Source organism: Kribbella alba, assembly GCF_039529635.1.
GTDB lineage: Bacteria > Actinomycetota > Actinomycetes > Propionibacteriales > Kribbellaceae > Kribbella > Kribbella alba.
Genome location: NZ_BAAANE010000010.1, coordinates 191,074 through 204,638 on the forward strand (window position 1 = coordinate 191,074; position 13,565 = coordinate 204,638).

Here is a 13,565-nt window from a genome sequence, read left to right on the forward strand (position 1 = left end):
AAGGGCAACACGCAGACAGCACAGAGCGACCGCAACCGGGGGCGCGGTCGCGGTCGCTCTGCTGATGTCCTGTGCGGACACCAGGGTGTGGATCAGCCCCGGTAGCGGCCGATCACCTTGGAGAAGTCCCAAGGCTGCTGCGAGACACCGCTACAGGTGTCGGCGCCGCCACCGGTGCACGGGCGGTCACGGTTGACCGACCAGAAGGTGAAGCGGGCCAGGTGGTGCAGGCTCGCGTAGCTGAGCATCGACTCGAAGTCCGACAGATTCACCTGCTCGCCGGCGACGTCGGTGACGCCGTTCATCGAGGAGATGCCGATCTTGCGGTACGCCGCGTCGTCGGTCAGGCCGTAGGCGCTCTTGACCTGGTTCTTCAGCCCGTCGGCAGCCTGCTTGGACAGCGTGCCCATGTTGGTCGAGCCGCCGCCGAAGTCGAACGGCATGATCACCCAACCGTCCAGGTTCAGCCCGGAGGCCGCACCGCGACGGATCAGGTCCTGGCCGTTGCCGTCCGGACCGGTCGTAGTGGTGCCGAAGGTCAGGTACGTGGCGATCCCCGGGTTGTTCTGCTCGACGATCTTCAGCGCGTCGATCACGCGCTGCCGGACGGTCGCGTTGCTGAACTCGGTGGCCTCGATGTCGATGTCGATCGCCTTCAGCGACAGGGCGTTGATCACCTTCTGGTACGCCGCCGCGAGCTCGCCGGCGCTGTTGCAGTTCTCGCCGAGCTTGTTGCCGGACCAGCCGCCGACCGAGACCACCACGTCACCGCCGTTGTTGCGGATCGTGTTGATCGCCTGCTGGTCGACACCACCGGTGAGTGGACGACCGCCGTCCCACATCGGGTTGCAGTACCCGTTGGAGAGGATGAAGGCGATCGTGAACCACTTGACGCCGCTCGCGTTCATCACTGTCGCGGGGTTGGGCGGGCTGCCCCATCCCTGGTAGAGGTACGGCGCCGCCGCCATCGGCGCACCGCCTGCGGGCGGCGGGGTTGTGGGCAGAGCCGGCGCGTTCCACTTCTGGTTCGCGGCACCGGTGCAGGTCCAGATCTGCAACCGGGTGCCGTTGGCGGAACTGTTGCCGGTGACATCGAGGCACTTGTTCGCCTGCGGGTTCACCAGATCCTTGGCTGCGGTGTAGTTCCACTGCTGGGCTGCGCTGCCGTTGCAGGTCCACAGCTGGACCTTCGCGCCGTCCGCGGTAGAGCCCGAGGTCACGTCAAGACATTTACCGAGCGCCTTCAGCGTGCCGTCGGAGTTCCTGGTCCAGCTTTGGGCCGCGGATCCGTTGCAGTCGTAGAGGTTCACCGCAGTACCGTCGGCAGTTCCAGCGCCGGCGACGTCCACGCACTTACCGGCCAGGCCGGTGATCGTACCGGTGGCCTCGGCGGCCTGAGCCGGCGCCGACGCCATCAGCAGGCCCGCACCCAGCGCGAGAGCCGCGCTGGCGGCCAGCAGCCGGCGCATCAGACGGTCCACTTCTGGTTCGCGGCACCGGTGCAGGTCCAGATCTGCAGCGGGGTGCCGTTCGCGGAATTGTTGCCGGTGACATCGAGACACTTGTTCGCCTGCGGATTCACAAGATCTCTCCCACTCGTGTAGGTCCATTGCTGGGCGGCGCTGCCATTGCACGTGTAGAGCTGAACCTTCGCCCCGTCGGCGGTCGAGCCGGCGCTGACGTCCAGGCACTTGCCGAGGGCACGGACCGTGCCGTCACCGGGACGGGTCCACTGCTGTGCCGAGGTGCTGTTGCAGTCGTACAGGTCGACCGTGGTCCCGTCGGCGCTGTTCGCGCCGGCGACGTCGACGCATTTGCCGGCCAGACCGGTGATCGCCGTTCCTGTCCCACCGCCGCCGCCACTGCCCTGGGTACCGGTCCAGGTGAAGGTCGCCGACGTCTTGGTCGGCAGGGTGTAGACGAATGACTGGTTGCCCCAGTTCACCCGCACCGACTGCGAACCACCGGTGGTGTTGTAGGCGATCAGCGCCTTCGAGCCGTCAGGGTTCTTCCAGGCCACGTTCTTCACCGAGGCGTTCGCGTCGGACTGGATCCGCGCCGCACCCGGCTTCACGAACTTGGTCAGGTGGCCCATCGTGTAGTACTCGATGGTCTTGTCCACCTGGCCGGCGCGGGCGCCGCCACGCTGAATGGTGACCAGCCCGGTGCACACGTTGCAGCCGGCACCGACGTACGGAAGCATGTTCTGGTCCTGACCGAGACTCCACTTCACCCAGGACTTGCTCCAGTTCCTGGTGTAGTCGATCAGGTTGTTCATGTCCTCGTTCTGCTGGTTGCTGATCCAGGTGCCGCCGGAGTGCTCGGTCATGTACTGGTTCACAGCCGGGAACTGGTCGTGGATCGTGTTCTGGAGGTTCACGTCACCGCCGTACCCGTGCCAGGCGATGCCGCCGAACAGCGGATCGGCGCGCAGCCCGGCGTCGTTCAGCGGGACCGACCCGAGGTCGTTGTAGTTGCCCCAGTTGTAGTCCAGGATCAGCACCTTGGTGGTGATCCCGGCGGCCCGGAAAGCCGGCAGCAGGTGGTTCTTGGTGAAGTTCAGCAAGCCCGCGCCGTTCCAGTTCATCGACGCGTAGCCGGTGTCGTCCGTGCCGCAACAGGTCGGCTCGTTCTGCACCGAGACGTAGTCGATCTTCAGGCCCTGGGCCGCGTTCTGCTGGACGTACTTCACGAAGTACTGCGCGTAGAGCGGGTAGTACTCCGCCTTGAGCCAGCCGCGGTTGGTGAACTTGTTGTTGTCCTTCATCCAGGCCGGCGCGCTCCACGGTGCGCCCTTGACCTTGAGCGCCGGGTTCAGCTGCTTGGCCTGCTTGGTCAGCGGCACCACATCCGCCAGGTCGTGATTGATGCTGAAGTCGTTCAGATCGCAGCAGGTGTCGTCGTAGGAGTAGTTGAACCGGGCCAGGTCCGAGGCGCCCATCGGGTTCCGGGTGAACGCCAGGCCGATCCCGTTGACCGGGTCGAACAGATCCTTCATCACCTGGTTGCGGGTCGCCGCGGTGATCGTGTTGCTGCTGTTCAGCAGCCAGGCGGCACTGTCGGTGAAGGACGCGCCACCGCCCTCGAAGGTCTGGTACGTCGTGTTCTCGTTGACGTTGATGGTCTGGTTCGCGCTGCCGCCGGCGGGGCCGAACGCGACCGGCGTCTGCTGCTGCAGACCGCGGGTCACGCTGCGGCCGCCGGCGTCGTTGGTGGTGGTCAGCCAGACGTTCACCGGCTCGCCCGCCGCGTGCGCGGGCTGCGGGTTGCCGAGACTCAGACCGGTGGCGGTCACGCACAGGGCCGCGAGCCCGGCCAGGGCAGGAAGGAGCCGTCTGCGGCGAGGGCCGTGACGTTGGGTCCCGTTCGGGGGCATGGGGGAATCTCCCTTTGGGTCAAGGGCTTTCACAGGGTGGATGGGACCCCCAGGTGTCGGCGTCTGCCCGCGCCGCAACAGGTGGTCAGCACGAGGTAACCATCGGTGAATGCCCGTGTCAACGTCGCGGGAGGCTTTTTTCACGACTTATATTTATGTGTGGTCTTGACGTGAAAGCGTTCTCACACCAGGCTGCCTCCCAGCGATTCCCTGTCTCGTTCACGTCCCGCCCCCGCCCCCCACGGCCGGACCAGTCGCACTCCGGCCGAGCGAGAAATGAGGCACGCCTATGAGGTTCCAGCGTCCCCGGTACCGCGCCGCAGCCCTGCTCGCAGCAGGCGCCGCCCTGCTCGGCACCGCCCTACTCCAAGCCCCCGCCGACGCCCGTACTCCGTCGGCCGACACCGCCGCCCCTCCGTCCGCCGCCGGCGCTCCGGTCGCCGGGACGGCCGGCGCTCCGGTCGCCGGCGCTCCGGTCACTGGGGCGGCCGCCGCTCCGATGGCGGCCGCCGCGGTCGGTCCGACCATCTGGGAGGACAACTTCGACGGCCCGGCCGGCCAGGCCCCGAACTCCAGCAAGTGGCGCTACGACATCGGCGGCTCCGGCTGGGGCAACGACGAGCGCCAGTACTACACGAACAGCACCCGCAACTCCGCCCTCGACGGCACCGGCAACCTGGTGATCACCGCCCGCCAGGAGAACGGCGGCTTCACCTGCCACTACGGCCCGTGCCAGTACACCTCGGCCCGGCTGCTCACCGCGCAGACCTTCACCCAGGCGTACGGGCGCTTCGAAGCGCGTATCAAGATCCCCAGGGGCCAGGGCATCTGGCCCGCGTTCTGGATGCTCGGCGGCGGCAACTGGCCGACCGACGGCGAGATCGACATCATGGAGAACATCGGCCGCGAACCGAGCATCGTGCACGGCACGATCCACGGCCCCGGCTACTCCGGCGCCGGCGGCATCGGCGCGGCGTACACGCTGCCCGGTGGTCAGCAGTTCGCCAACGGCTTCCACACGTTCACGGTCGACTGGGAGCCGAACTCGATCACCTGGTACGTGGACGGAATCCAGTACCAGCGCAGGACTCCCGCCGACCTGGGTGGCAAGACCTGGGTCTACAACCACCCGTTCTTCATGATCATGAACGTGGCGGTCGGCGGCTACTGGCCGGGGTACCCGGACGGCAGCACCGCGATGCCGCAGACGATGACGATCGACTATGTCCGCGTCAGCAGCCTCAGCGGCGGCGGCACCGGCGCCAGCCAGATCACCGGTCTTGCCGGCAAGTGCGTCGACGTCGCCGGTGCGAACTCGGCCGACGGCACCACGGTCCAGCTCTACGACTGCAACGGCACCGCAGCCCAGCAATGGACCCGCCCCGGCGATGGCACGATCCGTGCCCTGGGCAAGTGCCTGGACGTCGCGAACGCCGGTACTGCCGACGGCACCCGCGTCCAACTAGCCAGCTGCAACGGCAACGGCGCCCAGCAATGGACATATTCGGCTGGCAAGGACCTGGTGAACCCCCAAGCCAACAAGTGCCTCGATGTCACCGGCAACAACTCCGCCAACGCCACCCCTCTGCAGATCTGGACCTGCACCGGCGGCGCCAACCAGAAGTGGAACGTCTAGAACTCCACTGAGGCAGGTGCCCCGGCACCTGCCTCAGTGCTGGTTAACCCCTGATCTTGTGGGTCGGCCCCTGATCTTGTGGGTCGGCCCCTGACCTTGTGGGTCGGCCCACGAGTATCGGGTGGGTCAACCCACACTTTCAGGGGGTAACCCCTCCACGAGCAGCCACAACCACATCCGCCAAGTCGCTCCAGCCGGTCGAGCCGTCGGGTGGATCTTCCAGGTCGCGTCGAGCCGGTGACCGTCAGCAAGCCACCCGCACCCGACCGGACCCGGCGCGGCTCCTCTGTGATCGCTGCCGGGTGCTACGACGTGCGGTGGGTCTGGATCAGGTCGGCGTAGCGCTTGCCGCTGGTCTTCATCACGCGGGTGCCGGAGGGGTAGTCGACGTACGACAGGCCGAAGCGCGGGGCGTAGCCGTACGCCCATTCGAAGTTGTCCATCAGGGACCAGGCGAAGTAGCCGGCTAGTGGAGCACCCTGCTGGACCGCGCGGACACAGGCAGCCAGGTGCCCTTCCAGATAATCGGTTCGCTGCGGGTCGTCGACCTTGAAGGACGCGTCCGGCTGGTCGACCCAGGCGGAACCGTTCTCGGTGATGTAGATCTTCTCGGCGCCGTATTCCTTGGCCAGCCGCAGGATCAATTCCTCCAGACCCGACGGGTGGATCTCCCAGTCGAGCATGGTGTGCTCCGGATTCGGCCCCGGCACCTGGCTGAATCCCAGCAGGGGAACGGATTCGTCGGCCTTGATGATCTGGCGGAAGTAGTAGTTGAGCCCGACGAAGTCCGTCGGCGCGGCGATGATCTCGGCATCTCCCGGCTGCTCGGGCAGCTCCACGCCGTACGTCTCGACCATGTCCGCCGGGAAGCCGCGGCCGAACACCGGGTCGAGCCACCAGCGGTTGATGTGCCCGTCGGCGATCCTCGAGGCGCGGATGTCGGCGGCGCTGTCGCTGGCCGGCTCACACCCACTGAGGTTGACCACCAGGCCGACCGACGGCGGCTCCGGCGCGGAATCCCGCAGCGCCGCGACCCCGAGCCCATGTGCCAGCAAGAGGTTGTACGACGCCCGTACCGCGATCGCCGGATCCGTGATGCCCGGCGCCATCCGCCCTTCCCAGTGGCCGATCCAGGCGGAACACAGCGGCTCGTTCAGGGTGACCCAGTCACGCACGCGGTCACCTAGCTTGGCGCCGACGACGGCCGCGTACTCCGCGAACCGGTACGCCGTGTCGCGGTTGTCCCAGCCGCCCAGGTCCTGCAGCGCCTGCGGCAGATCCCAGTGGTACAAGGTCACGAACGGTTTGATGCCCTCGGCAAGTAATTCGTCGACCAACCGGTCGTAGTAGTCCAGGCCGGCCGCGTTCACGACGCCGGAACCGGTGGGGATCACCCGCGGCCAGGCGATCGAGAAGCGGTAGGCGTCCACGCCGAGTTGGCGCAGCAGGTCGATGTCCTCGGGCCAGCGGTGGTACGAGTCGCACGCGACGTCACCGGTGTCGCCGTTGTCGATCGCACCGGGGACCCGGCAGAAGGTGTCCCAGATGGACGGCAACCGGCCGTCGGCGTCGATCGCGCCCTCGATCTGGTACGCCGAGGTGGCGGTACCCCAGACGAAGTCCTGCCGGAGCGGGGAAAGCTCGACCATCGGTGACCCCCAAGGGGTAGAAGGGTAGTTTTTTCAAAGGATAGTTGAAGTACTGAAGTCGGAGTAGCGGCAGACGGCAACCTGACAAGTTCCGGAACCTCCTGCAGATCCCTTCGGAACCTCCTGCAGATCCCAGCTGCTCGTGGAGGGCCCAGTCGAGGAGCTCAGCGGGCGCGAGCGATCAGGCCGGGGGCCGAACGAGGATTGGCGCCGCCTTCACGGAGGAGGCGAAGGATCGGAAGTGTCGCGGCACCGAGAGCCACGGCGTCGCGGCCGAGTTCGCAGAGCTCGATGGAGACCTGGGCATAGGGCTGGCGCAATGCGTGTTTGCCGACGGCGTCGCGGAGCTGGGGTAGGTAGCGCTCCCCCAGCAGCAGGCCGGCCCAGCCGCCGAGCACGATCCGCTCGGGGTTGAAGAGGTTGACCAGGTTGGCGAAGCCGGCACCGAGATACCCGATGGTGTCCCCGACCACCTCGGCCGCGACCTCCGAGGTACCGACCGAGTCGAGCAGGCCGGTGAAGGCCTCCTCCTCGTCGCCACCCGGCGCGGGAATACCTTTGTTGGCCAGCTGGAATCGCTCGAGCACGCCCTCGGCCCCGACGTAGGCCTCGAGGCATCCTTCGGCGCCGCACCTGCATCTGCGACCGGCGTACGTGATGGTCGTGTGGCCCCATTCGCCGGCGCTGCTGCGGGTGCCGCGATAGCTCGAACCGCCCGTGACGAGCGCGGCGCCGACACCGGAGCCGACCAGAGCGACCACCGCGTCGGTGGCACCACGTCCGGCGCCGAACCACATCTCCGCCTGGCCGAGCGTATTCGCGCCGTTGTCGACCTGGATCGGGATGTCGGTCTTGGCGGCGAGCATCGCGCCGAACGGCACCGCGTCCCAGCCCAGGGTCTGGGCATGGACCACCGCATCCGCAGGTCCTTCCACGATGCCGGCCACCGCGACACCGAGGCCGAGCACCTGGTCAGCGGAGATGCCGGCCTCGTCGATCACTTCGGCGAGACCTTGCATCACGTACTTGACGGCCAGCTCCGGCGCGAGCTCCGCGGTCTCGATCGGGTAGGCGACGGTCGCGAGCACCTTCATCGCCAGGTCGAACAGCTCGACACGGACCCGGGTCTCGCCGACCTCGGCGCCGACGACATAGCCGAACGTCGGAGACACCCGCAGCAGCACGCGCGGGCGGCCGCCGTCGGACTCGACCGAGCCGGCCTCCTCGACCACACCCTCCTCGAGCAGCTCGCCGACCAGGTTGCTCACGCTGGCGGCGCTCAACGAGGTCTGGTGCCCGAGCTCGTACCGGCTGAGCGGACCGTCGCGGTAGATGCTGGTCAGGATCACCGAGCGGTTGGACCGCCGCATGTCGCGCACAGTGGTCCGGCGTACGTCCATGTTGTGTCGACCCGCCCTTGGAAGATGCCACCGCCGGTCAGCCGGCGGGGCCAGTGAAATCGTTTCCGCACCCGCAGTCCATCATGCACCAGGGCCGGACTCCAAGGGCGGCGGCACAGCCGGACGGCCCACTTCCTACAAATCGTGAACTTAGCTGTGATTCGTTATCGCGCCGTGATTGACGTGAGCTGACTCACTCGGCTTAGCTCTACGGAACCGCTTCCGAAACCGGTTCCGAACCTGAGCGTCATGGTCCGGAAACAAAACCGGATCGGACCCAGGAACACCCCGACCGCCCGAGGGGAGTTGAAAGTGTCGATCACCATCGCCGACGTCGCCGCCCGCGCCGGGGTCAGCAAGACCACCGTCTCGCGCGTCCTCAACGGCAAGGGCGAGCTCGACCTGCGCACCGCCGAGCGGGTCCGCCAGGTGATCGCCGAACTCGGGTACGTGCCCAGCGCCCGGGCCGTCGGCCTGGCCCGCGGCCGGACCCGGATCGTCGGCATGCTGGTCCCCTCGCTCACCTGGCCGTGGATGGGCGAGGTGCTGCAGGGCGCTGTGGACGTGGTCGAGTCCGAGGGCTACGGCCTGCTGCTGTTCACCTGCAACCGGGGTGAGGAGTCCATGCAGCAGTTCGCCTCCCAGGTCTCGGCGCAGTCCTTCGACGGCCTGCTGGTGATCGAGCCGGAAGGCACCCTCGCCTACATAGAGCAACTGCACTCCCGCGGCTTGCCCGTCGTGCTGATCGACGACCGGGCCAAGCAGCCCCTGTTCCCGTCCGTCGCGACCACCAACCGGGCCGGCGGTGAGGCCGCGGCCCAGCACCTGCTGGAACTCGGCCGTCGCCACCCGCTGGTGATCACCGGCGTGGACTGGTTCGGATGTACCCAGGAACGCCTGGACGGTTTCCGCGACACCTACGCGGCGGCCGGTGTCGAGCTGGACCGACGGCTCGTCTTCGAAGGCGACTTCACCCACGAGAGCGGCCGCAAAGGCGTGCAGAAGGCACTCGACGCGGGCCTGAGATTCGACTCGATCTTCGCGCACAACGACCTGTCCGCCGGCGGCGCGATCCAGGCCGTCCGGGAAACCGGGCGGAACGTGCCGAACGACGTGTCGGTGGTCGGGTTCGACGACATCCCCTATGCCCAGCACACCGAGCCACCCCTGACCACGGTGCACCAGCCGATGCGCCAGATGGGTCAGGTCGCCGCCCGGATGCTGATGTCCTACTTCGGCGGCCAGCCGCTGCCCGAGGAACCCAAAGTGCTGCCCACGACGCTGATCGTCCGCAGTTCAACCGCCCCCGTGACCGCCCGTCAGTCGCTACGCCCGGCCGGCGACGACCCCTCACCGCTGACCGAGCACTAGCCCGCCGGCGGCGGGGTAGCTGCCCCTGCCTCGCCGCCGGCGCACCGAAGCACACCGATACCGATCTGTTAGCGCCGCCGATATTCCCATGAGAGCGCTTTCACGGCACGATGCCAAGGCCCCCCAGGCTCCACCAGACAGTCATCCGACCGTCAACCGCCAAACACAGTTGGACGAACCACAGGAGGAACGATGCGAGCTCGACGCTCAGTCGCGCTAGCCCTCACGGGCGTGCTCGCGGCAGTCACACTGGCTGCCTGCAGTAACGGGGATGGGAACAAGAACACCGCCAACTCCGCCAGCACCGCCACGGTGCTGAACGTTGGCATGCCGAACGGCCCGCAGACGGAGAACCACAACCCGTTCCTCGGATCCTCGTCGGGTGCCTCGCTGGGCTACCGGTGGATGATCTACGAACCGCTGGTGATGGTGAACGGCATCAAGCCGGCCGAGAAGGGCAAGCCCTGGCTGGCCACCGAGTGGGCGTGGGCCGACAACTTCACCAAGCTCTCGCTCACCATCCGTGACGGCGTCAAGTTCTCCGACGGCTCGCCGATGACCGCCGAGGACGTCGCCTACTCGTTCCAGCTCCGCAAGGACCACGAGGGCCTGAACTCCGACGCGATCCCCTACGGCACCATCACCGCGTCCGGCAACAAGGTCGACCTGACTTTCACCAAGTCCCAGTTCACGAACCAGAACAAGGTGCTCACGGTCTTCGTGGTGCCGAAGGCCCAGTGGTCCACCTTCAAGGACCCGAGCCTGGACACCGTCAAGAACCCGATCGGCACCGGCCCGTACAAGCTGAAGTCGTTCACCCCGCAGACCACCACGCTCGAGGTCCGCGACTCGTACTGGCAGGACCTGCCGAAGGTGAAGGAGCTGCGCTACACGTCGTACAACGACAACAACGCGCAGACCACCGCGCTGGCCAACGGCTCGGCGGAGTGGAGCTTCGTCTTCATCCCGAACTACAAGGCCGTGTACGTCGACAAGGACGCGGCGAACCACAAGCTCTGGTTCCCGGCGAACCTCGGCATCCACGGTCTGTGGATCAACACCACCAAGAAGCCCTTCGACAACCCGGCCCTGCGTCGCGCGATGGACAAGGTGATCAACCGCGACGACATCTTCATGCAGGGTGAGGCCGGCTACTTCTACCCGAAGGTCGAGTCCGTCACCGGCATCCCGACCCCGGCCGGTGAGTCGTTCATCGCTCCGGAGTTCAAGGACAAGAAGCACGCGGTCGACGTGGACGGCGCCAAGGCCGAGCTGGCCGCGGCCGGCTTCAAGCTCGAGGGCGACACCCTGAAGGACCCGACCGGCAAGCCCGTCACCATCACGCTGACGGACCCGGCCGGCTGGTCCGACTACATCACCGACCTCGAGATCATCAAGGACAACCTGTCCACGATCGGGATCAAGGCCACCGTCGACAAGGCGAACCAGGACGCTTGGTTCAAGGCGATCGACGAAGGCAACTTCGACGCCGCGATGCACTGGACCAACGGCGGCGCGACGCCGTACGACATCTACCAGAACATCATGGACGGCAAGATCCTCAAGCCGGTCGGCAAGGGCGGCGTGAGCGGCAACTACGGCCGGTTCAACAGCCCGGAGGCGACCAAGGCGCTGGACGAGTACGCCAACGCCAAGGACGAGTCCGCCCGGACCGCGGCGCTGAACACGCTGCAGAAGATCATGGTCGAGCAGATGCCCGTCATCGCGACCTCGGCGTCCAACGTCGGCGGCCAGTACAGCGTCAAGAACTGGGTCGGCTGGCCGGACGAGCAGAACCAGTACGCGCCGGCCCAGCCGACGCAGCAGAACGCACTCCAGATCGTCCTGAACCTGAAGCCCGCAGGCGCCTAGCCTCATGCGCTGCGAATCCGTGCGCCGGCTCCGGCGTCCAGGTGGGTGCGAGGTGCCTGCCTGGGCCGGGGACGACGTGCGGAGGCGCGGCGCATGACGCTGAAGGGTCTGCCGCGGCCGGGATCCCACCACCTGGGGGTCCCGGCCGCGGTGCCGCGATCAAGCTAGGAGTCCAGAACCTCATGACGGCGACCGAGACAGCCAAGGCGACCACGGCAGACGTGGTCCTCGAGGCCGAGAACCTCACCAAACACTTCCCCGTACGACGGGGTCTGCGCGACCTGTTCACCACGGAGCGCAAGGCAGTTCACGCGGTGGACGACATCCAGCTGACGCTTCGCCGGGGCCGGGTCACCGCGCTCGTCGGCGAATCCGGCTCGGGCAAGTCCACGGTCGCGCGCCTGCTCGCACAGCTGTACTCCCGCACCTCCGGCGACATCCGGCTGCACGGCGAGTCGGTCACCGTGCACGGCGGCCGCAAGTTCCGCGCCTACTGCCGCCAGGTGCAGATGATCTTCCAGGACCCGTTCGCATCGCTGAACCCGGTCCACACCGTGCGGTACCACCTGACCAGGGCGCTGAAGATCCACGGCCGCGCGGGCAAGAACGCCGCCGAGCTGGAGGAGAACCTGAACAGCCTGCTGCTGCGGGTGCAGCTCACCCCGCCGGAGCGCTACCTGGACAAGTTCCCGCACGAGCTGTCCGGCGGTCAGCGCCAGCGGGTGTCGATCGCCCGCGCGCTCGGCGCCGACCCGGAGGCCCTGCTCGCCGACGAGCCGGTGTCGATGCTGGACGTGTCGATCCGCCTCGGCGTCCTGAACCTGCTGCGGGACCTCAAGGAACGCCTCGACCTGGCGATCCTCTACATCACCCACGACATCGCGTCGGCGCGCTACTTCGCCGACGAGACGATGGTGATGTACGCCGGCCGCATGGTCGAGGGCGGCGATTCCGAAACCGTCACCCAGCAACCGGCCCATCCGTACACCCGGCTGCTGATCGAGAGCGCACCGGACCCCGACCGGCTGGACCGCGTCGGTGATGCGACCGGGGTGGGGCGGGGAGGGAATCCCACGGACGCTCCCGCGGACGAGGCCGGCGGTGAGCCGCCGAGCCTGATCACGCCACCGACCGGTTGCCGCTTCCACCCGCGCTGCGTCCACGCGATGCCGAAGTGCTCCACGGAGCTGCCGCCTCGCTTCGAGCTGCCGGTCATCGGTGGCACCGGTGACGAGGGCCACTGGGCAGCCTGCTGGCTTTACGAGGAAGGAGCGGCGAAGTGAAGTTCCTGCTGCAGCGGATCGCGTTCTACCTGTTCACCGCGTGGGCCGCGATCACCATCAACTTCTTCATCCCGCGGCTGATCCCGGGCGACCCCGTCACCTCGCTGATCAACAAGTTCCAGGGCCAGATGAGCACCGACGCGATCAACTCGCTCTACGTGCTGTTCGGCCTGGACAAGAACGCGAGCATGTGGAGCCAGTACCTCGACTACTGGGGCCAGATCTTCCACGGCGACCTCGGGCTGTCGTTCACCTTCTTCCCGACGCCGGTGTCGGAGATCCTCAGGCAGAGCCTGCCCTGGACGATCGCGCTGGTCGGCATCACCACCTTCGCGAGCTTCATGATCGGTACGTCGCTCGGCGTGCTGGCCGGCTGGCGGCGGGGCTCCTGGCTCGACGGGTTGTTGCCGGTGACAACCTTCCTGTCGTCGATCCCGTACTTCTGGCTCGGCCTGCTCGCCATCACCCTGCTGGCCGGGACCGACAGCTTCTTCCCGTCGTCGGGCGGTTACGACCCGGGTCTGGTGCCGTCCTGGGACGGCGCGTTCATCGGCAGCGCGATCAAGCACAGCCTGCTGCCGGCGATCACCATCCTGATCTCGTCCGTCAGCGGCTGGATCCTCAGCATGCGCAACATGATGGTCACGGTCGCGTCGGAGGACTACATCACCGTCGCGCACGCCAAGGGCCTGCCGGAGCGCCGGGTGATGGTCAGCTATGCCGCCCGGAACGCGCTGCTGCCGAACGTGTCCGGCTTCGCGCTGTCGCTCGGCTTCATCGTCGGCGGCACCCTGCTGGTGGAGATCGTCTTCTCCTACCCCGGCATCGGCTACAACCTCTTCCAGGCCGTCGGTTCGAAGGACTACCCGCTGATGCAGGGCGTGTTCCTGGTCATCACGATGTCGGTGCTGATCGCGAACCTGGTGGCGGATGTCGCCTACCTGCTGCTCGATCCCCGCACCCGCAAGGAAGGCTGAC

General features: G+C 67.2%; 9 protein-coding genes. 5 read left to right on the forward strand and 4 right to left on the reverse strand.

Features of this window, described 5'->3' with window-relative positions:
* Positions 1-92: 92 nt before the first annotated feature.
* Both ABD210_RS28050 and ABD210_RS28055 read right to left on the reverse strand, forming a co-directional pair.
* Complete coding sequence (locus ABD210_RS28050; protein WP_344115418.1) at positions 93-1,469, reverse strand: ricin-type beta-trefoil lectin domain protein; 1,377 nt, start codon at positions 1,467-1,469, stop codon at positions 93-95.
* The gene (locus ABD210_RS28055; RefSeq protein WP_344115420.1) at positions 1,469-3,376 is read right to left on the reverse strand and encodes a ricin-type beta-trefoil lectin domain protein; all 1,908 of its coding nucleotides are present in this window, start codon (positions 3,374-3,376) and stop codon (positions 1,469-1,471) included. The genes ABD210_RS28050 and ABD210_RS28055 overlap by 1 nt, the downstream gene beginning before the upstream one ends.
* Before the next feature lie 289 nt (positions 3,377-3,665).
* On the opposite strand from ABD210_RS28055, the gene ABD210_RS28060 reads away from it, so the two are divergent.
* Positions 3,666-5,012: a family 16 glycosylhydrolase gene (locus tag ABD210_RS28060; RefSeq protein ID WP_344115422.1), complete on the forward strand. Its 1,347-nt coding sequence runs from the start codon at positions 3,666-3,668 to the stop codon at positions 5,010-5,012.
* 305 nt (positions 5,013-5,317) lie between these two features.
* Here the strand turns inward: ABD210_RS28060 and ABD210_RS28065 are convergent, their stop codons facing one another.
* Both ABD210_RS28065 and ABD210_RS28070 read right to left on the reverse strand, forming a co-directional pair.
* Positions 5,318-6,661 carry a GH1 family beta-glucosidase gene (locus tag ABD210_RS28065; RefSeq protein WP_344115423.1) on the reverse strand — a complete coding sequence of 448 codons (1,344 nt, stop codon included), beginning with the start codon at positions 6,659-6,661 and terminating at the stop codon, positions 5,318-5,320.
* A gap of 164 nt (positions 6,662-6,825) precedes the next feature.
* Positions 6,826-8,031 carry an ROK family protein gene (locus tag ABD210_RS28070; protein ID WP_344115424.1) on the reverse strand — a complete coding sequence of 402 codons (1,206 nt, stop codon included), beginning with the start codon at positions 8,029-8,031 and terminating at the stop codon, positions 6,826-6,828.
* Positions 8,032-8,373: 342 nt separating this feature from the next.
* Between ABD210_RS28070 and ABD210_RS28075 the strand changes: the two genes are divergently transcribed.
* The 4 genes from ABD210_RS28075 (at position 8,374) to ABD210_RS28090 (ending at position 13,564) form a co-directional block, all read left to right on the forward strand.
* Complete coding sequence (locus ABD210_RS28075; RefSeq protein WP_344115425.1) at positions 8,374-9,432, forward strand: LacI family DNA-binding transcriptional regulator; 1,059 nt, start codon at positions 8,374-8,376, stop codon at positions 9,430-9,432.
* A gap of 192 nt (positions 9,433-9,624) precedes the next feature.
* A complete protein-coding gene (locus ABD210_RS28080; protein WP_344115427.1) occupies positions 9,625-11,304 on the forward strand; it encodes an ABC transporter substrate-binding protein in 1,680 nt (559 codons plus the stop codon).
* A gap of 182 nt (positions 11,305-11,486) precedes the next feature.
* Complete coding sequence (locus tag ABD210_RS28085) at positions 11,487-12,587, forward strand: ABC transporter ATP-binding protein (RefSeq protein WP_344115429.1); 1,101 nt, start codon at positions 11,487-11,489, stop codon at positions 12,585-12,587.
* Entirely contained in the window at positions 12,584-13,564 is a 981-nt protein-coding gene (locus ABD210_RS28090) for an ABC transporter permease (RefSeq protein WP_344115431.1), read from the forward strand. Before ABD210_RS28085 ends, ABD210_RS28090 begins: the two co-directional genes overlap by 4 nt.
* The last annotated feature ends 1 nt before the right edge of the window (position 13,565 follow it).

Bases quoted from the DNA above. Each gene is read 5' to 3' on its own strand.
- ABD210_RS28050 (WP_344115418.1), bottom strand. From the start codon at position 1,469: ATGCGCCGGCTGCTGGCCGCCAGCGCGGCTCTCGCGCTGGGTGCGGGC.
- ABD210_RS28055 (WP_344115420.1), bottom strand. From the start codon at position 3,376: ATGCCCCCGAACGGGACCCAACGTCACGGCCCTCGCCGCAGACGGCTC.
- ABD210_RS28060 (WP_344115422.1), top strand. From the start codon at position 3,666: ATGAGGTTCCAGCGTCCCCGGTACCGCGCCGCAGCCCTGCTCGCAGCA.
- ABD210_RS28065 (WP_344115423.1), bottom strand. From the start codon at position 6,661: ATGGTCGAGCTTTCCCCGCTCCGGCAGGACTTCGTCTGGGGTACCGCC.
- ABD210_RS28070 (WP_344115424.1), bottom strand. From the start codon at position 8,031: ATGCGGCGGTCCAACCGCTCGGTGATCCTGACCAGCATCTACCGCGAC.
- ABD210_RS28080 (WP_344115427.1), top strand. From the start codon at position 9,625: ATGCGAGCTCGACGCTCAGTCGCGCTAGCCCTCACGGGCGTGCTCGCG.
- ABD210_RS28085 (WP_344115429.1), top strand. From the start codon at position 11,487: ATGACGGCGACCGAGACAGCCAAGGCGACCACGGCAGACGTGGTCCTC.